Source organism: Pseudoxanthomonas winnipegensis (assembly GCF_004283755.1).
In the GTDB taxonomy this organism is placed as follows: domain Bacteria; phylum Pseudomonadota; class Gammaproteobacteria; order Xanthomonadales; family Xanthomonadaceae; genus Pseudoxanthomonas_A; species Pseudoxanthomonas_A winnipegensis.
On the sequence record NZ_SHMH01000002.1, the window covers coordinates 523,675 to 550,168 of the forward strand.

Sequence of the window (26,494 nt, forward strand, 5' to 3'; positions counted from 1 at the left end):
AACCGTGGCGCGCGCGCTCGATGCCGAACTCCCGCGCCTCGGTGTCCCGTTGCGCGCACCTGACTCGCGCTACTTCAACGACACCGGCACATGCGGGGCCAGCAGCTGGATCTCGGCCAGCTCGGTGCGCCCCGGCGCCTCCAGGCGCAGGCGGTACGCGTCGAAACTGCCCGGCTTGGCGATGCGGAAGGGCCGGGTCTGCAGCGTCCACGGGAAGGCCTCGTCGCTGCGCGTGTCGATCGCCTGCCAGTTGCCGTTGCCGCGCCGCGCTTCCAGCGTCCACCTGGCGTGCTCGATGGCGCGACCGCCGCTGGTGAGCGTGTAGAAGCTCGGCTGCGCGGGCTGGGTCAGCGCGATGTCGATTTGCGTCTGCGCGCCGGGCAGCGCCATCACCGTGCTGCCATCGTCGTCGACCAGGGCCGGCGCGTCCTTGCCCGCCACGGTCACGTGCGCGTCGCGGCCGATCACATCGGCCAGCGTGGTCGGCGCCTGGCCGGCCGGTGTCAGCGAGGGCGGCGCATCCTGCGGCGCGCTGCCCCACTTGGACGGCGTCGGCCCCATCACGAAGTCCAGCGTCGCGCCCTGCGCCAGCAGCGCATGCGGGATCCAGGTGCGGGTCCACGGCTTGCCGTTGACCTTGAGCGACTGCACGTAGACGTTCTCGGGTGAGTTGTTCGCCGCGCGCACGATCAGCTCCCGCCCGCCCGGCAGCGCCAGCGTGGACTGCTTGAACAGCGGCGAGCCGATCACATAGTCCGGCGAGCCCATGCGCAGCGGATACAGGCCCATCGAGGCCAGCACGTACCACGCCGACATCTCGCCGTTGTCCTCATCGCCCGGATAGCCCTGGCCGATCTCGCTGCCCAGGTACAGCCGCGACAGCACCTCGCGGGTGAGCGCCTGCGTCTTCCACGGCTGGCCGGCGTAGAGGTACATCCAGGCGATGTGGTGCGCGGTCTGGTTGCTGTGCGCGTACATGCCCATGCGCACATCGCGCGCTTCGGTCATCTCGTGAATCACGCCGCGGTAGGAGCCGCTGAACTTCGGGTCGGCCGTTTCCGGCGTGGCGAAGTACTGATCGAGCTTGCGCGCCAGCGCCTCTCGACCGCCGTACAGCGCGGCCAGGCCGTTGCCGTCGTGCGCGGCGGTGAAGGCGAAGGTCCAGCCGGAGGACTCGGTGTAGTCGTTGCCCCACACGCGCGGATCGTAGTCCTTCGCGTCCACGCGCCAGTCACCGTCGGGCTTGCGGCCCTGGAAGAAGCCCACGCCGCGATCGAACAGGTTGGCATACTCGGCCGCGCGGTAGCGGAAGTACTCGGCCTCCTCGTCGTAGCGCTGCTTGTCCTGGGCCGAAGTCGCGCTCCTGGACAGGCCCTGGGCCATGGTGGCGATGCCGAAATCGTTGAGCGTGCCTTCCAGCGTCCAGGACATGCCCTCGTGCGTCTCGGTGTCGGCATAGCCGCGGAACAGCGAGTGCGCCATGCCCTTGCGGCCGACATGCCGGTCCGGCGAGACCACCGTGGCGTTCTTCAGCGCCGCCTCGTAGGCGAGCCTGGCGTCGAAGCCCGCGATGCCCTTGGCGTACGCATCGGCGAAAGCCACGTCCGAGCTGGTGCCCACCATCAGGTCGGCATAGCCCGGCGAGGACCAGCGCGCCACCCAGCCCCCGGCGCGGTACTGCTCCAGGAAGCCGTCGATCAGCGCGCCGGCATGCGGCGCATCCAGCAGGCCATAGGCCGGCCACGCGGTGCGGAAGGTGTCCCACAGCCCGTTGTTGACGTAGACCTTGCCGTCGCGGATCGGCGCGAAGCTGCGCACCGCGCTGCCTTCGGTGGCCTTGTCCGACCAGCTGTTCTGGCTGGCGTAGCGCCACTGCGGCTGCGCCTGGCTGCCCACGTTCTCGAAGGCGGAGTTGGGATACAGGTGCAGGCGATACAGGTTGGAATACAGCGTGGTGCGCTGATCCTCGCTGGCCCCGTCCACCTGCAGCTTGCCCAGCAGCGCGTCCCACTGCTGCTGCGCGCGCGCGGCCACGCTGGCCACGGTGTCGTCCTCGCCCACTTCCAGCGCCAGGTTGTGCCGGGCCTGTTCGAGCGAGATCAGCGAGGTGGCGATGCGCATGCTCACCTTGCGCGTGCCCTTGGCGAACTTGATGTAGCCGGTGGGCCGGCCGGTCTCGATGCGGCCACTGCGCTGCCACGGCGCATCGAAACTCGCATACACGAACATGCGCGTGGCGCCGGTGGACAGGCCGCTGCGCACATCGGTATAGCCCGACAGCGTCTGCGTCTTGGCGTCCAGCGTCAGCCCGGCGCGCGCATCGACATTGTCGAACAGCAGGTTGGCATCGCTGCCTTCGGGAAAGTCGAACTCGAACACCGCCGCATGATTGGTCGGCGCCAGCGCGGCGACGATGCCGTTGTCGAAGCGCACCCGGTACTGCTGCGGGCGCGCCAGCTCATTGTCGTGGGAGAAGGCCAGCGCCCGCTTGGCGCGGTCGGCTTCCGGCACACCGCGCTCCAGCGACGGCATGACCTGGAAGGTCTGGCGATCGCCCATCCACGGGCTGGGTTCGTGGCTCAGCGCCAGCGCCTGCAGGCGCGGCCGGTTGGCGGCATCGTTCTTCTCGTTCCAGTGGTAGAGCCAGGACAGCGAGCCGGCATCGGTCACCGGCGTCCAGAAATTGAAGCCGTGCGGCACCGCCGTGGCCGGGAAGTTGTTGCCGCGCGAGAAGGTGCTGTTGGCCTGCGTGCCGCGCGTGGTCAGCACCCAGTCGGTGGGCGCGCTGCGCTTGGGTTGCGCAAGCTCGCCCAGCGCGACATCGTCGATCCAGCCGCGCGCGGTCTTGCCGGCGCCGGGCTGCAGCTCCAGCTCGATCGCCACCACGCGCTTGCCGCGCAGCGCCGGCACATCGCCCAGTCGCACCGCCTTGCGCGCCCACTGCTGCGGATACAGCGATTTCGACTCGCCCTGCGCCTTGGCCCCCAGCGCGAAGCCATGCTGATCGCGCGCCGGCGTGGCGGACACGCGCGTGCCGTCGTCCAGCACCGCATCCAGCGAGACATAGGTGGAGGCCACGGTGTCGCCGTCGACGATCTCCGGCAGCACCAGCCACGACAGCGTGGTGTCCGCCCCGATGACCGTATCGACCTTGAACAGGGCCGTACGCCCGCCACTGCCGCTATAGCCCAGCGCCCTGACACCACTGTAACCCGCATTGGCCTTGGCCGTGTACGGCGTCTGCGGCCCGCTGCCGATCCGCAGCTGCGTGCCGCTGCCTGCCGTTGCGACCGGAGCCGGCTGGCCCTCCTCGAACGACGTGGAGAACCCCGTCTGCGCCGACGCGCCGACCGGAAGCCACAGCGCCGCCGCGACGGCCAGCGTCAGCAGACCCTGGCGTCTGGCGTAAGCAGGCGCACGACGAAGCGCGGACGAGGAAGGCGAGGCAGATGGGTACATGTCAATTTAGATCGATTGAAATCGACCCGATCCTGCGTCAAACGCGCCCCACCTGCAATCCGCACTGCAGCGAAACCTCGCCTTCGCCCCCCTCCCTTTCGCCGCAGGCGAAGGGGAGGGCTGGGGAGGGGTTGGCTTTTGCTGTTGCTGTTGCTCCTGCACTGCGTCGACAGCGTCCGAGCGCAACAACAACAACAACAGCAAGATCAAGAGCGACCCCCTCCCAACCTCCCCCTTGCGCTACGCGCAAAGGGGAGGGGCACTTCGGCGGCATCAGAGCGAGCTGGACGAGCGCCGGATTCGCCCCCTCCCTTTCGCCGCAGGCGAAGGGGAGGGCTGGGGAGGGGTTGGCTTTTGCTATTGCCGTTGCTCCGGCTTTGCGTCGACGGCGCCCGAGCGCAACAACAGCAGCAACAGCAACAGCAACAGCAACAGCAACAGCAACAGCAACAGCAACAGCAACAGCAACAGCAACAGCAACAGCAACAGCAACAGCACCCCCTCCCAACCTCCCCCTTGCGCTGCGTGCAAAGGGGAGGGGCGTGACTTCGGATGCATCAGGACGAGCTTCCGGGCTTCTCCTCTCCATTCACCTGGCTACGCACCGGGCTCACGCTTACTTCTGTCCCCCTTACCTCCCCCGCTCACACTTACTCCCCCCCCACTCACTCCACGCACTCCCACCCGCTCAATCTTCATCATCCTCACTATCCGCATGCTTCCAGTACCCGGTGGACTTGATCCACGTCTTGGGCACGCTGCGGTGGCCTTCGAGGAACTTGCGCATCACCCGCGCGCGGCGCGATTCGCAGGCGATCCACCAGAACGTATCGCCGGCGGGCGACACATCGTCCAGCGCCTGCTCCAGCCGTTCGCTGCGCTGGGCGGGCACGCCGTTGCGCGGCAGCCAGTGCACGGTGGCCTCGGCCTTGGTGGGCAGATCCTGGCGGTCGGCGTCTTCGGGGATCTCGATCAGCACCGTGGCCTTGCGGCCGGCCGGCATCTCGCTCAGCCAGCGGCCGATGGCCGGCAGCGCCGTCTCATCGCCCACCAGCACGTAGTGATCGAAGTCGTCGGCCACCAGGAACGAGCCGCGTGGCCCGCCCATGGCCAGCGCATCGCCCACCTTGGCCTGCGCGGCCCAGGTGCTGGCCGGGCCGTCGCCGTGCAGCACGAAGTCGATCGCCAGCGTGCCGGCCTGCGCGTCGTACAGGCGCGGGGTGTAGTCGCGCATCGGCGAGGGCGTCTTGCCGGGCGGGAACTCCGGGCCGTTGGGGCCGGGCGTGGGCGTGACGAACTCGCCGTCCGCGTTGGGGAAGAACAGCTTGACGTGGTCCTCCGGCGAGGCGCTCACGAAGCCTTCGAGCTCACGCCCGCCGACCACGATGCGGCGCATGTGCGGGGTAAGGTCAATCGCCTCCGTCACTTCGAGGCGGCGGAACACGACCGGGTGTTGAATCCTGCGGCTTTCATGCAAGGACATGGTGAATCACTCCATAGAGAGGTAAGCCCGGCGCGGTCAGTGCAACGGCACCAGGCGATAGCCCAGCTCGGCGGCGAGCGAGCGCAACCAGACGCTCGTAGCCACCGCATCGAAGGGCGCGGAAGGCGCGGGCTGGCACAGGCGCAACAAGGTGCGGCCGTGCGGGCTGGCGATGGCAATCGCCAGCTGCCGGTCCTCCAGGACCCGCAGCAGGCGATACACGGTGCCCAGGCTCACGCGGCGGCCCTGGCCGCGCAGCTGCTGGTGCAGGGACATGGCGTCGCAGGCCACCGGCTGTTTGGCGAGTAGCGCCAGCAGCGCCCGGCGCGGCGCGGTCAGGCGCAGGCCCGCGGACTGCAGCGCCGCGTGGTAGGCGTCAGTCGCCACGGGGCACCTGCGCGATCTGCGCGGCGGCCTGCTGCAGGATCCGTGCGATCGCCTCGCCCGACTCCGCTGTCCAGTGACCGTGGTGGGCCAGCAGGGCGCGCTTGACCCCGCTCATGCCGCTGCGCACGGGCGCGGGCAGGCCGGCCTTGACCAGCGAGCGCGCGCTGCGCTCGGTGCGCAGGCGGGCGTGGTCCAGCGCCTCGGCATGGGTCTGGGCGAAGGCGCGGCCGGCGTCGGTCAGCGCATGCAGGCGGCGCGCGCCGTCCTCGCTGCTCACCACCAGGCCGTCGTCCTGCAGCTGGGCCAGCGCCGGGTAGACCGCGCCGGCCGAGGGTGCGTACTGCCCCAGGAACATCTCGCCGATCAGCTGGATCAGCTCGTAGCCGTGGCGCGGTTGGGCCTCCAGCAGGCCGAGCAGCAGCAGGCGCAGATCGCCGTGGGCAAGCCGGCGCGGGCTGCGCGGCCCGTCGCCGCGCTCGCCACGGCGACCGTGACGCTCGTGGCGCTCGCCGCGCTCATGACGCTCGCGGCGTGCCTCGTCGGCCCCTGAGGCAGGGGCGCCCGCATCGGACAGGTCGGCGGCGGCGTCGCGACCGCGCCGCCCGCGACCCTCGCGCGGCGCGTGGCGGTCCAGGCCGTCCTCGTCGGGGATGCGGCCGCGATGGCGTGAACGTGGATGCATGGCAATCCCTCCTGGTCGAGCGCGGCACCGAAGGTCTGGGCACGGCGCGGGTGTTTGGACACTGGCATGGGCGAGGCCACAGGCCACGCCGCTCCGGCGGCGAAAAAAAGATATATCTAATTTACGTAAAAAGATATATCGAATTGTGGCGCCGTCGCCACATCTGACACTTCCTCGTCATACGAAATCCTCACAACTGCAAGCTTCCCGACCCCGTCAGGACGAAATCTCGTCAGAAACGCCGTCCCCAACCGTCTACCTCCAAGGTCGAACCGACGCGCCCTTGCGCCCTGGCTTACAATCGCCGGCTCAGACAGACACCGATGCCGCAAACACGTCGCGGCGCACAGGCGAGGAGATGGCAATGAATTGGTTGAACGAGATGCTGCAGAGCGATCCGGATCCGGCCGAGACCCAGGAGTGGATCCAGTCGCTCAAGGCGGTCATCGATGCCGAAGGCCCGCTGCGCGCCCACCAGCTGCTGGAGGATCTGGTCGAACTGACCCGCCGCTCCGGCGCCTACCTGCCGTTCTCGCCCACCACCGAGTACGTCAACACCATCGCCCCCAACCTGGAGGCCAAGAGCCCCGGCGACAGCGCGCTGGAGTGGAAGATCCGCTCGATCATCCGCTGGAACGCCATGGCCATGGTCGTGCGCGCCAACCGCAAGCCGGGCGACCTGGGCGGCCACATCGCCTCCTTCGCCTCGGCCGCCACGCTCTATGACGTGGGCTTCAACCACTTCTGGCGCGCCCCGTCGGAGAACCACCCCGGCGACCTGCTCTACATCCAGGGCCACAGCGCCCCGGGCATCTACGCCCGCGCTTTCCTGGAAGGCCGCATCACCGAGACCCAGCTGGACAACTTCCGCATGGAGTGCGAAGGCAAGGGCATCTCGTCCTATCCGCACCCCTGGCTGATGCCCGACTTCTGGCAGACCCCGACCGTGTCGATGGGCTTAGGCCCGCTGAGCGCCATCTACCAGGCGCAGTTCATGAAGTACCTCGAGCACCGCGGCCTGATCGAGAAGTCCGACCGCAAGGTGTGGTGCTTCATCGGTGACGGCGAGAGCGACGAGCCGGAGACCCTGGGCGCCATCGCCCTGGCCGGCCGCGAGGGCCTGGACAACCTGATCTTCGTGGTCAACTGCAACCTGCAGCGCCTGGACGGCCCGGTGCGCGGCAACGGCAAGATCATCCAGGAGCTGGAAGGCGTGTTCCGCGGCGGCGGCTGGAACGTGATCAAGCTGCTGTGGGGCTCGTACTGGGATCCGCTCCTGGCCCGCGACACCGACGGCGTGCTGCGCAAGCTGATGATGGAAACCGTCGACGGCGAGTACCAGAACTGCAAGGCCTTCGGCGGCGCCTACACGCGCGCCAACTTCTTCGGCAAGTACCCGGAGACCGCCGCCATGGTCGCCAACCTGTCCGATGACGACATCTGGCGCCTCAACCGCGGCGGCCACGACCCGCACAAGGTCTACGCGGCCTACCACGCGGCGGTGAACACCAAGGGCATGCCCACCGTGATCCTGGCCAAGACGGTCAAGGGCTATGGCATGGGCAGCGCCGGCGAGTCGCTCAACCCGACCCACCAGACCAAGAAGCTCGACGACGACGCGGTGCGCACCTTCCGCGACCGCTTCAACATCCCCTTAAGCGACAAGCAGCTGGCCGAAGCCGAGCAGGTGCCCTTCTACAACCCGGGCCCGGACTCGCCGGAAGTGCGCTACATGAAGGAGCGTCGCGCCGCGCTGGGCGGCTACCTCCCCGCGCGCCGCCGCAAGGCCGACAAGTCCTTCACCGTGCCGCCGCTTTCGACCTACGAGCGCCTGCTCAAGGACAGCGGCGAGCGCAAGTACTCCACCACCATGGCCTTCGTGCAGACGCTCAACATCGCCCTGCGCGACAAGGAGCTGGGCCCGCGCATCGTGCCGATCGTGGCCGACGAGGCACGCACCTTCGGCATGGAGGGCATGTTCCGCCAGATCGGCATCTACGCCCCGTTCGGCCAGAAGTACAAGCCGGTCGACGCCGACCAGCTGATGTACTACCGCGAGGACCAGTCCGGCCAGGTGCTGCAGCAGGGCATCAGCGAGCCGGGCGCCATCTCGTCCTGGCTGGCCGCCGGCACCAGCTACTCGGTGTCCAACGTGCCGATGCTGCCGTTCTACATCTACTACTCGATGTTCGGCTTCCAGCGCGTGGGCGACATCGCCTGGCAGGCCGCCGACATGCGCACCCGCGGCTTCCTGCTGGGCGGCACCGCCGGGCGCACCACGCTCAACGGCGAAGGCCTGCAGCACGAGGACGGCTTCAGCCTGGTCATCGCCGGCTCCATCCCCAACGTGCGCAGCTATGACGCGACCTTCGGCTACGAGGTCACCGTCATCCTCCAGCACGGCATGAAGTCGATGATGGAAGAGCAGAAGGACGAGTACTACTACCTGACCCTGATGAACGAAAACTACACCCACCCGGAAATGCCGGCGGGTGCGGAGGAAGGCATCATCAAGGGCATGTACCTGCTCACCGACGCCGGCAAGCCGAAGAAGGGCGAGCTGCGCGTGCAGCTGCTGGGCAGCGGCACCATCCTGCGCGAGGCCATCGCCGCGGCCGAGCTGCTGGACAAGGATTTCGGCGTGACCGCCGACATCTGGTCCTGCCCCAGCTTCAACGAGCTGCGCCGCGACGGCTTCGCCGCCGAGCGCTGGAACCGCCTGCATCCGGAAGGCGAACAGCGCAAGCCCTACGTCACCCAGTGCCTGGAAGGCCGCCAGGGCCCGGTCATCGCCGCCACCGATTACGTGCGCGCCTACAGCGACCAGATCCGCGCCTTCCTGCCCACCACCAACTACACCGTGCTGGGCACCGACGGCTTCGGTCGCAGCGACACCCGCGCCAACCTGCGCCGCTTCTTCGAGGTGGACCGCTACTACATCGCCCACGCCGCCATCGCGGCTTTGGCGAAGGACGGCAAGATGACCGGGAAAGATGTGGCCCGCGCGATCAAGCAGTACAAGATCGACGTGGACAAGGTGAATCCGGACGGGGCGTGATGCCGCGTTGAGGTGAAGTAAAAGGAAGCGGCCTTCGGGCCGCTTTCTATTTGGAGCCGGCGTGCAAAGCCTGCCAGCTGCGGAACTGCGAGGGCCTGATCCGGTAGCGCGCGATGTTGCCTTCGTGCAGCTGGTTCAGTTCGTTGATGGTCAATGCGAGGACATCGTCGATGTCTTCCGCGTCGACCAGCGCCTCCACGCGTGCACGGATGCGGCCGACATCAGTGCGGCGAACACCGCCATCGATGAGCTCGGCAATCAGGGTGCGCACCACCTCGCGGTGCTTCAGCCGCAGTGGGTCCGGCGCCGGCAATGCATCGCGCAGCACCGTGTAGCGCTGGCAGGAGCGCTCGTAAGCCCAGACGAAGACATCGCGCAGCAGTGCCACCTCATTGAGCTCGTACACGCCGAGCGTCCCATCCAGGTACAGCGACTCTGGGACATCGACGAAGGACAGCGGGGCCAGATTGCCGCGGATCAAGGGGATGTTGGCGGCAAGCCGGGAGGTGCGCTTGTGCACGTCATCGAAGGGTTGCAGATACGGAAGCTGCACCATCACAAAGAACGCCTGCTCGAATGGATCGGCGATGGCAGCGGCCTTGGCGAGGAGCGTGTCGAAGTGCTCTTCGATCAACTGCGGCACCGACAGCGGCACATAGACCGATCCGGAGATGGCGACCTCGGTCTGCCGGAGCCGTCCGCCGGCCACGGGATCGGGCAGCAGGTTCTCGGACAGCAGCGCGTGCAGGTTCTGCAGGGTGTACCGGTTAAAGCCGATCTCCTGTGCCTGCTCGACCAGCATCTCGATCGCCGCCTTGTGGTTGAGGATCATCTGCGCTTCCAGCTGATCCTTGCCGGTGGCCGCCAGGCCGAACTGAATCAGGTTCTGCGTATCCAGCCGACTGTAGGTATTGCCTTCCAGTCGGCTGGAGGACCAGGACAGGTCTATCAGCAATCGGTCGAAGATCTGCCTGGCATAGGTGCCGGCAGGCCGGTCTTCGACCGGCGAGCGCCCCATCTGGTGCAGATGCCTGCGGATCTGGGGCGTCAGGTAGGCCGTCCGATTGGGCTGGTACTGCGACAGGAAATCGGCTTGGTACCCCACCGGCGTGCGTTGGGTCAGGGGGCGGTGTACTAGGGTGCGTACGCTTGCCGCTTCGGAAGTCAGAGGGATTCCGAAATCGTCGGGTTTCGCCGGCGGGGATGCGGGGGTGATCCTCGCAATGACGTGGTAGCGGCGCGCCCGCCCAGCCCCGCTCGCGCGCAACTGCCCGTGTTTCACCAGTGAAGCCGCAAGGCGTTGGAGGTTGCGACGTGGTGTGGCCGGGAACTGCGCTTCCAAAGCCTCCATGCCCAGCCCTTCAGGACTGGAGGCGATCAGCTCGACCAGCCTGTCTGGATTCAGCGAGGGCTTTCGCGCCATAGGAGCGCCTCAGCGTGGTTGATTCCGGCGCATTTATACTAAATTCCGGCGCGAAAACCACAATTGCGGCGCGATTTCTCGGGAATTGTGGCGCATTTCCTCCCGCACCTGGGTGCAGGCCTTCGCTGTTGCTGCCGTCAAGCTGCTCCAACATGATTCCTGGCGCGTTGCGACGTACTGAGCATTAAACCGGCGCCTGCGGGCATCAATGCGCGACCTGTTTCCCGCGGCGATACAGCGCCAGCAGTTGCAGCGGAACGCCAATCACCAGTGCAAGCAACAGCGCACCGAGCACGCCAAGCAGCAAGGGCGCCTTGGGGTCCTGCGCCAGCGGGTGGCTGACGGGGAGGCGTCGCAGGGTTTCCGAGACGGTGGGCACCATGAGCAGGAACACGCTCAGGCTGAGTGCGATGGTCTGCACATAGGTCCACAACCGCGCGGCGGGGCGGGCGAGGGCGATGCCGTAGCCCACCAGCAAGGTCGCCAGGGTCACGGTCGCGGCGAGCTTGCTGACCGGCTGGTGCGCGATGGGGTACACCGTCAGCACGCCCAGCAGCATGAACCAGAAATAGGCCCGGCCCGCCTTGCTGGCCGGCGTGATGCGGCCGTGCTTCGCGAGCATGTAAGCGGCCAGGGGGATGGCGGGCAGGCTGCCGAGCGTGTGCAGCCAGCCAATCGGGGAGATGGCCATCGAGGCGGTTCCTTGTGGGTGAGAAAGATTGAATCGCGTGGTCGGGGGTAGGACGCCTCAAGCGCCTGCGTATTCCATCTGCCCGTGGAGACGCTTCTCAGAGCAGCCCGGGAAGGGCGTCCCGCGTTCACCCCAGAGGTGCGCGGCCGAACACGGTCTCACGGGCCTTCCCGCACGACGCGGGCGCCCTTGGTAGCGCGGTGCTGCCGCGGCCAGCTCAGGGCCGCGGCGATCGCCAGCGAAGCGGCGATGAGCAGCGATGCGAAGGCGAACCCGTCGGCGACCACGTTTGCGCCCGCACCGTCACGCACCATCGAGAAGAACACGCCGCCCACCAGGGCGACCGACAGCGCCGCGCTGATCTGCAGCACCGCGCTGACCACGCCGGCCGCCAGCCCCGCCCATCGCGCCTCCACCTGGTCCACGTTGAGCCGCACCAGCGCCGGGTGCGCGATCCCTTGCCCAATGCCGATCAGCGCCAGGGGAAGGGGCAGCCACGCGGGCGCGGCGCACGCCGCCAGCACGGCCGCGACCGTCAGCCCTGCCGCTTCCAGACCCATGGCGAAGGCGGCCGTGCGCGCATGCAGCCGCCGCGCAACGCGTGGACCACTCAGTGCGCCCAGCAGCAGCCCCAGCCCCACCGGCAGAATCGCAATGCCCGCAGCCAAGGGCCCGTGGTGCAGCCCCGCCTGCTGGTACACCGCAAAAATCAGGAAGAACGCCGCCAGCGCATAGAAGAACAGCGTCGCCAGCAGCGTGCGGCGAAGCGCCCGCGACGAGAGCGCCGCCGGAGAGACCAGCGGTGAGGCGCCAGAGCGCTCCCGGCCCTTCTGGTGCTGCCAGAAGACGAACAGCAGCAGCGGCGCCAGCGCCAGCACGCCCAGGCTCCACACCGGCCAACCGCGCTCGCGTCCCTCGATCAGCGGCACCACCAGCGCCAGCAGCCCCAACGCCAGCAGCGCCGCGCCGGCCATGTCCAGGCGATCGGGGTTCACCGCCTTGCGCTCGGGCAGCAGCACGAGCGCCGCGGGCATCGCGACCGCGATGACCGGCAGGTTGACCAGGAAGACGCTCTGCCAGCCAAGGCCCCACGGGCTGGCCGCCACCAGCAGCCCGCCCAGCAGTTGGCCGGCGGCCGAGGCAAGCCCGAACGTCGCCCCGTACCAGCTGAGCGCGCGGTTCTTCTCGCTCGCCTGGAACAGCGCATGGATGAAGGCCAGCGACTGCGGCGCCATCACCGCGGCCGAGATGCCTTGCAGCAGCCTGCCCGCCACCAGCACCTCGGCCGAGGGCGCAAAGCCGCACAGCGCGGAGGCCACGCCAAAGCCGGCCATGCCCGCCAGGAACGTGCGCTTGCGACCCAGATGTCGCCCAGCCGCCCGCCCAGTACCAGCGTGACCGCATAGGCCGTGGCGTACACCGACACCACCAGCTGCGACACGCCCGGCGCGGCCCGTAGGTCCTCGCGAATGGCCGGCAACGCCACATTGACGATGAAGAAATCCAGCGGCGGCAGCAGCGTCCCGGCCAGCAGCACGACCAGGGCGATCCAGCGACGCGCCTCGGGGCGCGCCACGTTTGCGTCGGTGATGGATGAGTTCATGGGCTAGGCCTTGTCTTGCGCGCCAGGGCGAAGGCCCGCCTCAGCGCATGCCACCGGAGGCGATGAGGCATTCGCCGGTCACCCAGCCCGCCTCGTCGGAGGCCAGGAACGCGACGATCGACGCCACGTCCTTGACCTGGCCGATGCGACCAAGCGGCGTCTGCGCCTGATTCCACGCATGGAACTCGGAACCCATGACCCCCGCGGCGTGGGTGCCGTCGGTCTCGATCAGCCCCGGGTTGACCGCATTGACGCGGATCCCGCGCGGGCCCAGCTCGCGCGACAGCACGCCGGTGATCGCATCGAGCGCGCCCTTGGTGCCGCTGTAGATCGCGCTTTCGGCCGGCAGCACGCGCGTGACGAACGAGCTGATGTTGACGATGCTCGCGGCCTCGCTGAGAAACGGCACCGCGGCACCGGTGACCAGCAGCGGCCCAAGCACATTGAGGTCGAACTGCTGGCGATACAGCGCTTCGCTGCTGTCCTCGATCCTGGCGAACCGATAGACGCCCGAGTTGTTCACCAGCACATCCAGCCGACCGAAGTGGTCGAGCGTCGCCTTGACCAGCGCCTCGACCTCGGCCTGCTGGCGCACATCGGCCTGCACCGCCACCGCGCGCCCACCCGCGGCCTCGATGTCGGCGACGACCTGCTGCGCGCCATGCCGGTCGGTGGCGTAGTTGACGACGACCTGCGCGCCGTCAGCGGCCAACCGGCGCGCGATGCCCGCGCCGACGCCTTTCGAAGCGCCCGTCACCAGGGCGGCCTTGCCGTTCAATCTGCGCATGTTCTCTGACTCCAATGGGATCGCCGGGATCGGCGCGCGCGGCCCATGCAGGCTGCGCGTCCCTGCCGGGCGGCGCAGGCGCACCAGGCGCCGCGCCGCGTCCACCGACCCGGCGCACAGCAGGCGCGATGCAGGGGCGGGCATCGTGCGATGAACAACATTGTTTGTGCACTGCCATTCCTGCATATTCTGCGTACAGATTTGAACGGCTGAAGGCGATGGAATGGAGCGATGTCAGGATCCTGCTGGCGGTCGCGCGCGCGGGCTCGCTGGGTGAGGCGGCCCGCCGCCTCGGCGTGAGCCACCCCACGGTGGGCCGGCGGATCAAAGCGCTGGAAGACGAAGCCGAGCAGCCGCTCTTCCGCCGCACCCGCGAGGGCCTGGTGCTCACCGATGCGGGCGACCGCGTGCTGTCGCTGGCCGAGTCCATGGAGAACGCCGCGCTCTGCATGGAGCGCCGCCTGGCGGGCAACCACGACCGGCTCGAAGGCCTGCTGCGGATCTCGTCAGCGGACTGGTTCGCCGCCTTCGTGCTGGCGCCGGTCTTCGTGGAGCTGGGGCGGCTGCACCCGGCCGTGGTGCCCGAAGTCATCGCCAGCTACCGCCTGCTGGATCTCACCCGGCGCGAGGCCGACGTGGCCTTCCGCCTGGTCCCCTTCAGCGAGCCCGACCTCGTCCAGCGCCGCCTGATGACCCTGCACTACGGCCTGTACGCCACGGCGCAGACGGCCGCGGCGGCGCAAGCCGACCCCGCCTCCGTCGGCCTGATCCTGATGAACACCGCGCAGAGCCATTTCCCGGACGTGGCCTGGCTGATCGAGCGCTTCCCCGAGGCGCCGCGCGTCTTCACCAGCACCAGCCGCAGCGTGCAGGCGCAGATGTGCCTGCGCGGGCGGGGCCTGGCCGTGCTGCCGCGCCCGCTGGGCGATGCAACGGCGGGCCTGCAGCGCATCGAAACGCGCGGCACCCCGCCCACCCGCGACATCTGGGTCGGCTATCACCAGGACCTCAGGCACATGGACCGGCTGCGGGCCATGCTCGAGATCACGGACAGGCTGTTGGGCGGCGAGCCGCCCGGCTAGCGGCCTATTCCGCGCTGAAGGGCGTCGTGCGCGGATGCGCGCTTCAGTGGTGCGCCAGCGCCCGGGGCTTACTTGGAGGTCTTGCCCGTCGAGCGTGCGCCTGCGCGCTTGGCGACTTTCTTGGTCGTTTTCCTGGTCGCCTTCTTCGCGGTCCTCTTCGCCGTCTTCTTGACTGTCTTCTTGGCGGTCTTCTTTGCGGCTTTCTTCGCAGTCTTCTTGGTCGCCTTCTTGGTGGTCTTCTTCGCGACCGCCATGTTGTCGACCAGGTTGGGGTAGGGCCGCCCGGCCTTCTTCGCCAGGGACTTGGCCTCGGCTTTCTGGCCGCTGGAGAGCGTCTTGCTGGCCGACTTCTTGGCCGGGTTGGCCTTCTTCCAGGGGGCTTTCTTGGCTTGCTTGGTCGTCGCCATGTCAGGTCGCCTCCGCCTTGCGCATGCGCTGCTCGATCCGCTCGGCCCAGCGCTGGCCCGCATCGCCACCCCACAGCAGCCAGGCGATATAGCCGGCGGAGGGGTGCGTGCGGTCGGCCCAGCCCTTGCCCTGCTTGTCCACGCCGTGACGCGCGAAGTAGGAGGTCATGCGGCGCACCGTCGCCGGGGACAGCGTGGTCTGCGCCGCCAGGTCGCGCGCCCGCGCGACCCCCACCGCCGTGCCGCCCCGGCCATGCGCCTCCCGCAGCTTGAGGCCCCGGCTCGCCGCCTGCGCGGCGCCCTTGGGCGGAGTGAAGTCAATCGCGTCGTAGCGGGTCGATCGGGCCACTGCGGAGTCTCCTACCAGCGAAAATCCCAGTGTGCGTAGGCTGTAAAGGGGGCGGTGTGAAGGGGTTAGTCAACGCTCGGCGCCCATTCAAGTTTCAACGAGCTGCGCCGCGACGGCTCTGTCGACTAATCAGCCCTTCCGGTCCAGCGAGAATCTGCGCGCCGCCGGAGCGGCGCGATCAGCCGGATTGCGGCGCATTTTTATACTCCGGCGCGAAGCCCAAAATTCTGGCGCGACCTGCGGTGACCGCGGCGCGCCTCTTCGAGCGATACGGTATGCGCGCGGGCAGGATGCCGGAGCTCAAGTCACCTCCTTCCGGACCACGCTACGCTGGCGCGGCACCGCGACTTTGTTTCGCGGCGCAACCATGAGACGCTCATGCACCGGAGCGGCAACAGTGTGCCGCGGCCGGCGATTTACAAGGAGGCGGTATGCCGACCGGCAAGGGAACAATCCGGATCGCCCTCATGGCAATGGCCATGGTCATGCTGGCGGGCTGCCACGAGCAACCGCAGCCTCCGACGCCGGCAGGCGAATCCACCACCAAGGAGCCCAGCGACATGCGGACCGTCATCCCGTTGGTGCGTCGGCTTGCGCCGACCGACACAGGCCCGATTGAACTGGAGTTCGATGTCCCCGCGCTGCCTGACGATGACACCCCGCCCATCTTCATTGGGGTGCGGGTTGCCGGCCCCGATCCAACGGCGTCGGCCGCAGTGGCGGATCGTCTGGTGGATGCTGAGGTCTCGTCACGCTTGCATTTGTTCCGTCTCGGACCATCAGGCCCGGTGCCCGTAACGCTGCTGCGCAGCGATACGACGCCTGGGAGCGGGACAGAGCCTCTCAGGCTTCCCCCCGACGGCCAGGTGTCCGGCCTGATGCGCTTCGATGCTGACTACACGACGATGCAGGGTGCGGGCCTCTTGGAGCAGAACGTCGACTATCGGGATCTCGCCTTTACCTTCGTCCCGGAGCTGGCCGCCGGCCGCTACAGGCTGGAGCTGCAATTCACCGCGCATCGCCAGACGCTGACAGAAGCGAACGCCGAACTTCTGGTGGCCTATACCGCCAAGGGCAAGTAGGAGCAGTACCTCGTGGACCAGCAGACGCCCCACTACTCCGTCACCATCTACATCGCCGCGCCGGGGACGCCGCTCGTGCGTTCTGGCGGCACCTCGGCCGCTGGCCACATGTACTACGCCATCTCCGATGGCAAGCAGGAGCGGAGCTACGGATTCGCGCCCAAAGAGCATGGCCGGTCGAGTGGCCCGGGCAAGGTGTATGACACCGACCTAAAGGATTACAAGGACCCCTACTATTCCCGCACGATCGAGATCACGAAGGACCAGTACGACAAGCTGCGGGAGTTCGGCAATGATCCTGCCAAGTACAAGTTCGACATGGAGTACAGAGGCGCGCGCAACAGTTGCATCGACTTCACATGGGGTGCGCTGAATCACGCAGGCCTCCAGCGTCAGACGTTCTTCGGCATCGGCGACAAGGGCTTCGAAGGCGACCTCAAGCCGCTGCAGAACATCGACGACATCAAGACCATCAAGGCGCCGTTCCCCGACAGCCCGCTCAATGCGGAACATCAGAACAAGTTGCCCTCGCGCACCTTCCTGCAGTGGCTGATCACCGAGCAGGAGCAGGGCCGCGACGCCCGCGACATAACGGCTGGCCTGGCGACGGGGCAAGGCAAGGCGGGGCGCACTGGCCCTCCCGATCCGTTGCTTTCCCAGGCCGAAGAGGCAGTCCGGCGCCTGGAGAAAGGCCTGGGCCGCGACTACGACCAAAGCAGCGCATGCCTGGCGGCAAGCGCGGCCTGTTTGGCAAAGGAGCACGGGTTCTCCCGGATCGACCACGTGGCCCTCAGTCGGGATATCGGCACGGTCCGCCAGGGCGAGCACATCTTTGTCGTCCAGGGCGGGCTGAACGATCCCGCGCACCTTCGCGCGCACATGCGCACCGACGATGCGCTGGCCAAGCCGGTGGAGCAATCACTGGCGCAGCTGCAGACACTGAACGACCCGAAGCATCAACCGCCGGCACCTCAGGTCGTACAGCCGGAGAAGGTTGTTCAGCAACACCGCATGACCTGAGGCACCCGGCCTGGGATGGCCTGCCAAGGATCAGCTATCGGACGTGCGCGCCTGCAGCGACCAGATCCGCGCCTTCGCGCCCACAACCAATTACACCGTGCTGGACACCGACGGCGTCGGCCGCAGCCACACTCGCACCAACCTGCGCCGCTTCTTCGAGGTGGACCGCTACTGCATCGCGCACGCAGCCATCGCGAGGCTGCCGAAGGATGGCAAGATGACCGGCAAGGACGTGGCCCCGAGCGGTCAAACAGTACAAGATCGATGTGGACAAGGTGAATTTGGACGGGGCGAAATTTAGAGTAAAAAGGCAGCTCTACACCTGCCTTTATTTGCATAGCGCGCTATTGCGTATTGTTCAAGCCTGCCGCCAATACCAATTGAGCTTGCGTTGGCTTAATTCGGAAACTTACTTGTTCAGCTTAAAGGTTGGGAGCTCTGGGTTCATGTAAGCTCGAGGCGCCGGGCCTTAGCTGAGTGATGTGCCAGCTATTGCTTTTAAGAAAAATCATACCTGAAGGGGTTTCGAGATGTTTAAGGCGATAGGCGTTGATTTTGATGGGCGAATTAATGCTTGGTGTGTGACCGCCCAATGCAGCTACGCTTGGTTCCTTGAGGCCGTAAGCGGCTCCGAAGCAAATTTTGAAATTCAACGCGCCGTGATCAAAGGGCGCAAAGCTTATGCCACATTGCGTGAAGATTTGCGAAAGGGATGCGTTTTGCCGCCTATCGTTTTGGCCGAGGCCGGGGGGGGTATCAGTCCTCTGGAGGGTGAGAACGTCAAGTCGTTGGATTCGCTGTCCTCAGAGCTGAAAATGCTTAGGGGTGATGCCGTATATATAATTGACGGGCTTCAAAGAACAAATGCTATCCGTCAGACAATGGCCGAACTAGATGGAAGTGATAGAGAGCAATTTCTATCACGCCAGTTACGCGTTGAGTGCTGGCTCGGAGCGAGCTTCGGGGCTATTGCCTATAGGATGTTGCTGCTTAACGCGGGGCAGCGGCCTATGTCAATGAAACACCAAATTGAAGTTCTTAGCTCGCGCCTTGGCCATGAACTTAGCAACATACCGGGCGTCGAGATATTTACTGTGGGTGACGCTCGTCGGCGGTTTAGACCTGGTCAGTTCCAGTTAGCCAAGCTCTCGATGGCTTTTCAGGCGTGGTTGCAGGGGCAGCCAAACGTAGATGTGCGCAACGTGGTCATGGAGGAGTTGCTCGCGGAAGGCGCCGTCGAAACACTCGGCAGTTCAGTGGGGTCGAATGGAAGTGGCCCTGGATTTAAGAAGATTTTCGAATGGGTTGTGGAGATGGATAGAGCGCTTGGGGGCGATTATCTTCATTTCTTCGGCAACGAAACCGTGCTCCAAGGGTTCTGTGCTGCAGTTGGGAGTTCTGAGCGGCATCCGAAGATTGCGGATCGGGTTTGGCCGGCGCTTGAGTCATTACGCGAGGAGGCGCGAAGAACCTCTGCACAAGACGTCCTGGGCGTCGAGGTCTTTACATCTCTAAGGACTGGCTTCGACGTAAGCAAAATCAATGTTGGATCTGCGACGCGCGAACTGGTTTTCGGTGCATTTCAAGAACAATTTTTTTCCGGGGGCCTGCGTTCAATGGTGGAGTGCTGGGAGATTGCGGCTTCGAGGATTTAATTTATGCCTTTACCTAACCATGTTGCGCAGGCGCTCGGCTGTGATGTGGATATTGAGCGCGGAGAGTTCGAAGGTCTTCTTGAATCCCTGCCGGGTGAAGCTTTGCCGTGGCTTTTGCGCGATCAACAGGCTCGCGAGGAGTTCATCGGATGCTGTTTTGGTGATATCCAACTCGTCAGCTTGAAAATTTGCGATGTGGTAGAGGTCATTGATAGCTACGAGTATCGAAGGCTCGTCGAATTTTCTGGTGGGGTAAGAGAGCTCATTGCTTTTCCAGCCGTTCTCGATGAGACAAAAACACTTCCAACTGGGGCATCCACCTCCTTAGCGAAGGCATGGTTGTCCGCGGAGATGTTGCTCTCAAAGGATGGGCTTGAAATACCAATTGAATTTCTCGGCCAACTACTAATTATCGATACTCTCATAGAGAGTGAATTGCGATCGTCTGATCTCGTCGAGCTTTCGGTCGCGTTATCCGGCTATCGAGTTAAACTGGCTGCTTTGAGTGTTGCTGCTCCGGCGTGGTCAAAATTCACTCGTTTTGATGTGCAGCAGGGGGCACTTGCGACGCAGTCGACGTTGATGGCCGGTCGCCTGCTCACCGAAGTACTGTCTGAGGTAAGAGTTAGGTGGCGATTCGTATCGATATACAGAATTTTTGAAGCCGCATATCTTGTTAACGTAAAAGAGCGGCTGCTTGCGGACTTTATGAGTAGGCCAAATGAAGTACTAGCTGCCGCTCAGGAGGCGTTGGCATCAGAGTTAGCTAGCTTCCAAAAGGTTGTCGTGGAGGGGAGGCTCTCTGCGCACTTTGACTTGGTGCGTCAGGCGGTAGATGCTGATAAGGAAAATAAATTTCTCCACGCGATTAAAAGATCTCTCTATAGATCTAAACTTTCCGCTCATGAGAAAGGCGTTGCCTATTGCTACAAGGTGCGGTGTGCGATCGTGCACGCTGGTCAGCATGACGTTGTTTTTGATCGATTTGACGACGCCGAGGCCGGCGTTAATTTGCTTGTTCCGCTATTAGAGCCAGCGATTCTCGATCTTCTTGGGCTTAGGGCCGCCTGAAGCTCAGCAAGCGGTCACGGCGGAAACATGGTTCGATGTCGGCGAAGAAGCAGGGCTGCCGATCATTGCCACGCTGCAGAAGGTGCTGGGGCGCGCCGGGCGGATCCAGGCGGGGTGGTCGAGGCATGGGCGATCCTTTGCATCCGAGGTGCCGTTAGCGTTTCACCCGTGCATGGTCAGTAGAATCGGGCGATGGCTGGGCTCCATTTAGGAAATGGTGCACTCTGCCCCCGGTTTCAATGCCGGCAAGCAACGGGAACGCACCCTCCTGCCGGCATTAGCCAGGATGGTGGCTTTCTGCTGCGATATTCTGGTCCCCATTTTGCGCTTGATTGGTTCGCGCAAAATCGATGTGAACCTGCTGCGGATTGGGGTTTTTTCTATTGCGCTGAGCGATAGGGCTGATGATTCCCCAATGCCGCGCAGCCTCGGCTGTACTAAGTCTCAGCAATGCCTCGTCGCCCATAGAAAGGGAGCGCTTCGGGCGCACAGCTTTCATGCCGAGCGCCTTGAGAACCGAAGTGGCAACCGCGCGAGCAAGCGGAGGGGGAACCGAATTGCCGATTTGGCGCGCACCATGCCACTTGGTCTCGTTGAAACGAAACCAATCTGGGAAGCCATGCAGGCGCGCCATCTCCCGAACGGTGATACACCGGTTCCACTTGTAATGGATCGGGCGCGGGCTAGTGAAAGCTCCCCTTGCGGAGTCCGTGCCGGCTCGGAGGGTATTACTTACGCCTGTTGGCGAGAGCTTGAGAAACCTAGAAACTGGCTCAACTTCGCCAGGAGTGGTCTCGCCGAATCGTTTCCTCGACAGCTCGGTGTGCTCGGATCGCATGCTTGAGGTGAGTAGGAGCGGATCCCACTCGCGGCGGTAGCCGAAATACCAACCCCTATCATCAGCGCAACGGATTATCTGAGCGTAATCATTCAGCTTCGCCCACCGCCTGACGCGGACTTCGTCGGTGAACTTGAGTTCGTCGAAACGCTCCGCATCTGGAAGGTCTTCTAATGCGCTCTTGCATGTAGGCCCGAAAGGAAGCTCGCCAGGCATCGTTCCCGGCTTCGCAGTGATGGGAGACGGATACTCGGGGACTCTTAGGCCCTTTTTTGCTCCCAGCAAAAACAGCCTTTGCCGATCTTGTGGGACGCCATACATGCAGGCGTTGAGCACCTTCCAGTCATTAACCACGTCGTAGCCCGCAGCATCGAATGTCTCGATAATCTCCTCGAGAAACTTTCGGTGCTTTCCGACGGTGAGGCCTTTTACATTTTCGAAAACGAAATAGTTGGCGTCGAGCTCACTAACCAGGCGCACGAAATCCTTAACGAGCGAATTGCGTGGATCGTCGAGGGCGCGCTGCCCGATGAGCGAAAATCCCTGGCAAGGGGCTCCCCCAAAGACAACATCGATTTTCTTACCCTTCAAGTTGGCGGCCGCCCGAATTTGTTCACCCGTCAAGGCGGTGACCGAGCGGGGGATGACCGCGCAATTCGGGAAGTTGTACGCATGAACTGCTGCGTGCACAGGGTCGATTTCGACCGCTGCGACTACATCGAAGCCCGCTTGTTCGAAGCCAAGGCTTAGGCCGCCTGCTCCCGCGAAAAGATCGATCCCGATAGGTCTGCTCATGAGGGGAAGTATAGAGTGAAGTCTGGTCGTTGTCGATCGGAAGAGTCTGCAAACCTTGTAGCCGAACGACTCGGTCGTGCTGCTATGCTGGCATGTGTCGATCTCAGAAGTTGCGACCGTGTGAGGCGTCTCGATGGATAGACTGAGTCAAGAGCATCGCAGCTGGCTGATGGCTCGAATTCCTGCGAAGAACACCAAGCCGGAGCTCGCCGTCCGTTCGATGCTCCATCGGCTAGGCTACCGTTTTCGCCTTCACAAGCGGGATCTTCCTGGGTCGCCTGATGTGGTCCTTGCCGGACGCGGTGCAGTGGTGTTCGTGCATGGATGCTTCTGGCACGGCCATGCTTGCAAGAGAGATAAGATGCCGAAATCGCGCACCGACTACTGGCTTCCGAAGATCGACGCGAACCGGGAGCGGGATTTGCGTAAGCGAAGGCAACTAGCTGCACTTGGGTGGAGAGTAGTGGTCGTATGGGAGTGCGAGCTAAAATATCCGGAACGACTGGCGCGCAAGCTCGAACGCCTGTTGGGCCGTGAAAAGTTAAAGGCCGGGCAATTGAAGAGGAATGTACGTGACCGCGAGTAAGAAGCCTAATCGATATTCCGAGATAATTGGCGAGGTATTTCGCAATAACTACCGGGTCGGTGCGTGCACGGTGGCTTTCGAGCGGGACGAGTTCGTGGCCGCAGCGGAGCGTCGCGGAGTGGTTCTCCCCAAGAATCTTGGGGATGCGATTTATTCCTTTAAGTATCGCAGCCCGCTCCCGGAAGCGATCGTAGAGACCGCGCCGGAAGGTTTCGAGTGGGGTATTTATGGCGCGGGGCGCGCGCGCTACGAGTTCCGATTGAAGCGACCGCTTTCTATCGTCCCCAGGCAGAATCAGCTCATCGTTAAGATTCCGGACGCTACTCCTGAGATTATCTCCGCTAACGCACTTGGCGATGAGCAGGCGCTGCTGGCGAAGGTCAGATACAATCGATTGATCGACATATTTCTTGGCATCACTGTATCTTCGCTTCAAAATCACTTGAGAACGACCGTAAAATCAATCGGTCAAATCGAGATCGATGAGCTATATGTTGGGTTGGACAGAAATGGTGCCCAGTATGTAGTGCCCGTACAGGCGAAGGGCGGAAAAGATAAGCATGGCAGGCAACAAACGGAGCAAGATATCGAATGTTGCCGAGAGAAGTTTCCGTTTCTCATATGCCGCCCCGTATCCGCTCAATTTATTAGCTCGAACAAGATCGCCATGTTCGAGCTCGCTGTTCAGGACGATGAGATAAAAGTGGTGTCTGAGGAGCATTATGAGCTTGTGCCGTCCGCAGAAATTTCCGTCGGCGACCTAGACATCTACAAAAACAGAAGGCGAGTCTAATAAATTGCGGTAGCTATGAGTCCTAAAGGGCTTGCCCTTAAGCCTACGCCGTTACATCGGTTCGGTTCGCTTCCTCTAGCAGCTGTTCGTAGCTCTGCACGCGGGTTCGCAGTCTGATGATGTGCCAGGACATCACGTAGGCGAGTAGCAGGAGGAAGGCGAGGCAGCCCTGGATGAGGGTGACGTCGGCCAGGACGGTCCAGTCGCCCCAGTGCCAGCCTTTGAGCTGCAGGTAGAGGGCGAGGAGCAGTGGTAGGACGCCCAGCCGCTCCATCCCGCCGGTGAACAGGCCCAGGCGTTCGTGCATGTTCGATCCGCGGTTGCGGATGAAGGCTTCGCGCTGCAGGCGCTGCTCGCGGGGGAAGGCGCGTAGCGCCTGGACGATGTCTTGGTAGTGGTGGAATTCGTGCTCCATCTCCGCCGCATGCTGGGGGTAGGGATGGCGGAAGCTCGGCCACTCGCGTCTGATCTGCAGCACCAGCGTGACAAGAAGGCCGCCAATCTCCAGGGCGAGGCCCGTGGCGGCGAAAGCCAAGCCGGTCCGCCCTTCCAGGATCGAACCGAGCAGCATGCCGACCCCGGCTCCGAGCAGTGCAACGACGAAGCTCCAGCGTTCAAGCCGGCCTGCGCGATTCGGGTCCGTGTCCTGGGTGTAGCGCGCCATCGCTTCGGCGAGCGAAGGAAAGGTCAAGTCCTTCACTAAAGCGGGCTGATGTTGCTTCGCGCTGACGGGCGTTTGCTGCGTGAGGTCCGGTGAGCCTTCCATGCGTCGTGTGCCTCTTCCTGGGTGAGATGCGCGCGCCTTCTACTCTGTCGAATGAGCCGCGACGACACAACCGCATTCGCACGGACGGCACGTGTTGACAGGTAAATCTCGCAGGAGCAATCTCGCGATTAAGGAGCGTCGAAACTCCTCGTGCAGCGGTACCCACCTCCGTCAAACCGGTGGGTTTTTTGTGCCTGCATTCTTTGCAGGTGCAGCCGACGCGATGCCTGCGTCGGGAGGGCGGCTAATACAACACCCGCAAGGGGAATACGCCCGCCGACTGTGTGCGGTTTCGAACCTCCCGACTTCCCGTCCGCTACCCGCGGGCGGGCACTTCATGGTGACAAGGAGGCGACGATGAACGAGCGCGCGTTCGGCGGGCACGGTGAGATGAGTTATCTGCTGCCCGAGGACAGCCAGCAGCGGCTGCGGCAGCTGAGGGAGCACTTGGAGTTCCTGGCGGGGCTGGTGCAGCAGCGGACTGCTGACGCGTCCGCTGCATGCCCGCCCGAGGTGCTCCTGAGCGAATGGAGATACTCCTTGGGTTTGGTCATCGAGCAACTCGCCCAAGTGCTCGACGCGGCGAAAGGGCCTGCACGTTACGCGCCGGCACACGCGTCCCCGGGTGAAGTAACGCATGAGGGTGCGCAGCCCTCACCGTCTGCATGCGCCGGCACACCGCACCCCAAGACTTACGACTTCAACGCCTCGCCGCGCATGTTGTTCGGCGTCACGCTCGATCAGGTCGATGCGCTCAACCTGCTGCTCGACACCATCCGGGCCTACGCCGATGCGGTCTCCGCCGAGGACATGGCCGACTTCGCCGAGGGCACGCTGTCCCGGTTGGGGCATTCGATCTTCGACCGCGCCGGCGAGGCGCTGGCGCTGCTGGGCGAGATCCAGGACCAGCCGCTGCCCGATGAGCCGCATGTGCCGCCGTCCTCCGTCGGCGAGCCCCGGGCCACGTATCGCGTGTCGGGCGTCGCCTGCGGCGCTGACGCCATGCGGCCTTTGCCGGAGCTGCCAAGCCCTGCGTCGGCCGCCGACCCCTGGTCCACAGGCGTCTTGCTGCACTGAATGCGGCGGCGGGCCAGGGTGGGGGCGCCGGGGCGCCGCGCCGCAGCGGTCCTGGGGCGCTTGACCTGGCGGACGCCCTCAGGCGTTTCCGCGCCCGCGCTCGGCGACTGGGTGCGCCGGAAGGCACCAGGCCTACGTGTCCACGCTGGCGTCTCTCTGACGGGCGTGCGCCTGCGCGAATCTATTCACGGCGGTCGCTTGGCGGCCAGGCGAATCGGGCGTAACGGTTTGAGGCGCAAGGCTTTTCGGCAGCCTTGGCGGTCGATTATCTATTCAAATATCTATTCAAACCGACGGCTTCAGCCGTCCAGGCACTTGGCCCATAGCGCCGGGTCCACCTCGCCCAGCTGTTCGAGCAGCGGGCGGCCGAACAGGTAGCCCTGGAACAGGGCGATGCCCAGGCCGTGCAGGTATCGGAATTCCTCCACGGTCTCCACGCCTTCGGCCAGCGGCTGGCAGCCCAGTGCGTTGGCGATGCTCACGACGCCGCGCGCGATGGCCTGGCGCGCGGGGTCGCGGTCGACGTCGCGGATCAGGGCCATGTCCAGCTTGATCAGGTCGGGCTGGAAGTTGGCCAGCAGCTTCAGGCCGGCGTAGCCGGCGCCGAAGTCGTCCATCGCGGTGAGGAAGCCGCGCTCGCGGTAGTCGCGGAAGATGCGGGTCAGGTGCGCCTCGTCGCGCACCTGTTCGGACTCGGCGGTCTCGAAGATCAGCCGCTCGGTCGGGAAGCCGTAGCGCCGCGCGGCCTGCAGCGTCAGCTGGATGCAGGTGGCCGGCTCGTACACGGCGTTGGGCAGGAAGTTGATCGACAGATAGCCCTGCAGGCCCAGGCGCGCGGCGGTCTCGATCGCCTTGACCCGGCAGGTCTGGTCGAAGCGGTACAGCTGCTCGGGCGTGACGCGCGCCAGCACCTCGAGGGCGCCGCCGCCCTCGGCGGTGCGCACCAGCGCCTCGTAGCCGTAGATGGAACGCGTGCGCGCATCGACGATGGGCTGGAAGGCCATCCGGATCTGGAAATCCAGTGGCTGGCCGGTGCCGCAATTGGCGCACGGCGCTGCGTTGCCTTTCGGGTTGGAGGGGCGCGCCGGTTCCATGCGATGTGTGCCTTCGGCAGCGACAAGTGACGAGCAGGATACGCCGGCCGCGTGCGGAAAACGGTGCGTTGCGACTTTCGTTGCGCCGCCGTTGCGCAAGGGCCGCGTGCCCGTTCTCGGGAGGGCGCGCGATGCGGCGCCGCGCCGGCGCGAAGGCGCGCCTCGCATCACGCGAGCGCGCCGCGCTTATCCCGCAGACGGGATGCTTTCTCCCCCGATTGCCGGCTTATCCGGGCCGTCCCCGCGCCCCATTCTTTTGGCCGCACGCCGCCTGCGTTTGGCAGGGCGCGCGTTTTCCCCCTTCTT

General features: G+C 64.9%; 25 protein-coding genes and 1 pseudogene. 10 read left to right on the top strand and 16 right to left on the bottom strand.

Annotated elements, in window-relative coordinates; genetic code table 11:
- Positions 1–69: 69 nt before the first annotated feature.
- The 5 genes from EAT51_RS05685 to EAT51_RS05705 form a co-directional block, all read right to left on the bottom strand.
- Positions 70–3,459 carry a GH92 family glycosyl hydrolase gene (locus tag EAT51_RS05685; RefSeq protein WP_130514929.1) on the bottom strand — a complete coding sequence of 1,130 codons (3,390 nt, stop codon included), beginning with the start codon at positions 3,457–3,459 and terminating at the stop codon, positions 70–72.
- Positions 3,460–3,816: 357 nt separating this feature from the next.
- The gene (locus EAT51_RS20250; RefSeq protein ID WP_165422684.1) at positions 3,817–3,957 is read right to left on the bottom strand and encodes a hypothetical protein; all 141 of its coding nucleotides are present in this window, start codon (positions 3,955–3,957) and stop codon (positions 3,817–3,819) included.
- Between the two features lie 190 nt (positions 3,958–4,147).
- Entirely contained in the window at positions 4,148–4,942 is a 795-nt protein-coding gene (locus EAT51_RS05695; RefSeq protein WP_130514931.1) for a siderophore-interacting protein, read from the bottom strand.
- 36 nt (positions 4,943–4,978) lie between these two features.
- A complete protein-coding gene (locus EAT51_RS05700; RefSeq protein WP_130514933.1) occupies positions 4,979–5,329 on the bottom strand; it encodes a Fur family transcriptional regulator in 351 nt (116 codons plus the stop codon).
- Positions 5,319–6,011 (bottom strand): PadR family transcriptional regulator, encoded by a 693-nt coding sequence (locus EAT51_RS05705; protein ID WP_130514935.1) that lies wholly within the window; start codon positions 6,009–6,011, stop codon positions 5,319–5,321. The genes EAT51_RS05700 and EAT51_RS05705 overlap by 11 nt, the downstream gene beginning before the upstream one ends.
- Positions 6,012–6,375: 364 nt before the next feature.
- On the opposite strand from EAT51_RS05705, the gene aceE reads away from it, so the two are divergent.
- Complete coding sequence (gene aceE / locus EAT51_RS05710) at positions 6,376–9,069, top strand: pyruvate dehydrogenase (acetyl-transferring), homodimeric type (RefSeq protein ID WP_130514939.1); 2,694 nt, start codon at positions 6,376–6,378, stop codon at positions 9,067–9,069.
- A gap of 46 nt (positions 9,070–9,115) precedes the next feature.
- Here the strand turns inward: aceE and EAT51_RS05715 are convergent, their stop codons facing one another.
- The 5 genes from EAT51_RS05715 to EAT51_RS05730 form a co-directional block, all read right to left on the bottom strand.
- Complete coding sequence (locus EAT51_RS05715; protein ID WP_130561383.1) at positions 9,116–10,492, bottom strand: Fic family protein; 1,377 nt, start codon at positions 10,490–10,492, stop codon at positions 9,116–9,118.
- A 205-nt stretch (positions 10,493–10,697) separates the two neighbouring features.
- Positions 10,698–11,183, bottom strand: a complete 486-nt coding sequence (locus EAT51_RS05720; RefSeq protein ID WP_130561384.1) for a hypothetical protein — start codon at positions 11,181–11,183, stop codon at positions 10,698–10,700.
- A gap of 158 nt (positions 11,184–11,341) precedes the next feature.
- Positions 11,342–12,517 carry an MFS transporter gene (locus tag EAT51_RS05725; protein ID WP_265937022.1) on the bottom strand — a complete coding sequence of 392 codons (1,176 nt, stop codon included), beginning with the start codon at positions 12,515–12,517 and terminating at the stop codon, positions 11,342–11,344.
- Positions 12,418–12,786, bottom strand: a complete 369-nt coding sequence (locus EAT51_RS20565; protein ID WP_228257823.1) for a hypothetical protein — start codon at positions 12,784–12,786, stop codon at positions 12,418–12,420. Before EAT51_RS20565 ends, EAT51_RS05725 begins: the two co-directional genes overlap by 100 nt.
- 40 nt (positions 12,787–12,826) lie before the next feature.
- Entirely contained in the window at positions 12,827–13,717 is an 891-nt protein-coding gene (locus tag EAT51_RS05730; RefSeq protein WP_228257824.1) for a glucose 1-dehydrogenase, read from the bottom strand.
- 74 nt (positions 13,718–13,791) lie between these two features.
- Between EAT51_RS05730 and EAT51_RS05735 the strand changes: the two genes are divergently transcribed.
- Positions 13,792–14,655, top strand: a complete 864-nt coding sequence (locus EAT51_RS05735; RefSeq protein ID WP_130561385.1) for a LysR family transcriptional regulator — start codon at positions 13,792–13,794, stop codon at positions 14,653–14,655.
- A gap of 68 nt (positions 14,656–14,723) precedes the next feature.
- Here the strand turns inward: EAT51_RS05735 and EAT51_RS20895 are convergent, their stop codons facing one another.
- From EAT51_RS20895 to EAT51_RS20750, 3 genes are all read right to left on the bottom strand, one after another.
- On the bottom strand, positions 14,724–15,062 hold the full coding sequence (locus EAT51_RS20895) for a hypothetical protein (protein ID WP_228257825.1): 339 nt from the start codon (positions 15,060–15,062) through the stop codon (positions 14,724–14,726).
- Between the two features lies 1 nt (position 15,063).
- Positions 15,064–15,411 carry a hypothetical protein gene (locus EAT51_RS05745; protein WP_205965159.1) on the bottom strand — a complete coding sequence of 116 codons (348 nt, stop codon included), beginning with the start codon at positions 15,409–15,411 and terminating at the stop codon, positions 15,064–15,066.
- Positions 15,412–15,589: 178 nt separating this feature from the next.
- Positions 15,590–15,715, bottom strand: a complete 126-nt coding sequence (locus tag EAT51_RS20750) for a hypothetical protein (RefSeq protein ID WP_265937023.1) — start codon at positions 15,713–15,715, stop codon at positions 15,590–15,592.
- Positions 15,716–15,842: 127 nt separating this feature from the next.
- Here EAT51_RS20750 and EAT51_RS05750 point away from each other — a divergent pair, with 127 nt between their 5' ends.
- The 5 genes and pseudogenes from EAT51_RS05750 to EAT51_RS05770 all read left to right on the top strand — a co-directional run bounded on the left by EAT51_RS05750 (position 15,843) and on the right by EAT51_RS05770 (position 20,239).
- On the top strand, positions 15,843–16,493 hold the full coding sequence (locus tag EAT51_RS05750; protein ID WP_228257826.1) for a hypothetical protein: 651 nt from the start codon (positions 15,843–15,845) through the stop codon (positions 16,491–16,493).
- A gap of 12 nt (positions 16,494–16,505) precedes the next feature.
- Positions 16,506–17,513 (top strand): XVIPCD domain-containing protein, encoded by a 1,008-nt coding sequence (locus EAT51_RS05755; RefSeq protein WP_130561386.1) that lies wholly within the window; start codon positions 16,506–16,508, stop codon positions 17,511–17,513.
- 40 nt (positions 17,514–17,553) lie between these two features.
- Positions 17,554–17,794 (top strand): annotated as a pseudogene (locus EAT51_RS05760) (hypothetical protein); the annotation flags it as partial.
- Between the two features lie 249 nt (positions 17,795–18,043).
- A complete protein-coding gene (locus EAT51_RS05765; protein ID WP_130561387.1) occupies positions 18,044–19,168 on the top strand; it encodes a hypothetical protein in 1,125 nt (374 codons plus the stop codon).
- 3 nt (positions 19,169–19,171) lie between these two features.
- Positions 19,172–20,239: a hypothetical protein gene (locus EAT51_RS05770; RefSeq protein WP_130561388.1), complete on the top strand. Its 1,068-nt coding sequence runs from the start codon at positions 19,172–19,174 to the stop codon at positions 20,237–20,239.
- 277 nt (positions 20,240–20,516) lie between these two features.
- On the opposite strand, the gene EAT51_RS05780 is transcribed toward EAT51_RS05770, so the two are convergent.
- The gene (locus EAT51_RS05780) at positions 20,517–21,872 is read right to left on the bottom strand and encodes a DNA cytosine methyltransferase (protein ID WP_130561389.1); all 1,356 of its coding nucleotides are present in this window, start codon (positions 21,870–21,872) and stop codon (positions 20,517–20,519) included.
- A 133-nt stretch (positions 21,873–22,005) separates the two neighbouring features.
- On the opposite strand from EAT51_RS05780, the gene EAT51_RS05785 reads away from it, so the two are divergent.
- On the top strand, positions 22,006–22,458 hold the full coding sequence (locus EAT51_RS05785; protein WP_130561390.1) for a very short patch repair endonuclease: 453 nt from the start codon (positions 22,006–22,008) through the stop codon (positions 22,456–22,458).
- The gene (locus EAT51_RS05790) at positions 22,445–23,251 is read left to right on the top strand and encodes an endonuclease (RefSeq protein WP_228257828.1); all 807 of its coding nucleotides are present in this window, start codon (positions 22,445–22,447) and stop codon (positions 23,249–23,251) included. Before EAT51_RS05785 ends, EAT51_RS05790 begins: the two co-directional genes overlap by 14 nt.
- Positions 23,252–23,294: 43 nt before the next feature.
- On the opposite strand, the gene EAT51_RS05795 is transcribed toward EAT51_RS05790, so the two are convergent.
- Positions 23,295–24,017, bottom strand: coding sequence for a hypothetical protein (locus tag EAT51_RS05795; protein ID WP_228257829.1), 723 nt, complete (start codon positions 24,015–24,017; stop codon positions 23,295–23,297).
- 357 nt (positions 24,018–24,374) lie between these two features.
- On the opposite strand from EAT51_RS05795, the gene EAT51_RS05805 reads away from it, so the two are divergent.
- Positions 24,375–25,094 carry an XAC0095 family protein gene (locus EAT51_RS05805; protein WP_130514950.1) on the top strand — a complete coding sequence of 240 codons (720 nt, stop codon included), beginning with the start codon at positions 24,375–24,377 and terminating at the stop codon, positions 25,092–25,094.
- A gap of 299 nt (positions 25,095–25,393) precedes the next feature.
- On the opposite strand, the gene EAT51_RS05810 is transcribed toward EAT51_RS05805, so the two are convergent.
- Positions 25,394–26,188 carry an EAL domain-containing protein gene (locus tag EAT51_RS05810; RefSeq protein ID WP_130514952.1) on the bottom strand — a complete coding sequence of 265 codons (795 nt, stop codon included), beginning with the start codon at positions 26,186–26,188 and terminating at the stop codon, positions 25,394–25,396.
- Between the last annotated feature and the right edge of the window lie 306 nt (positions 26,189–26,494).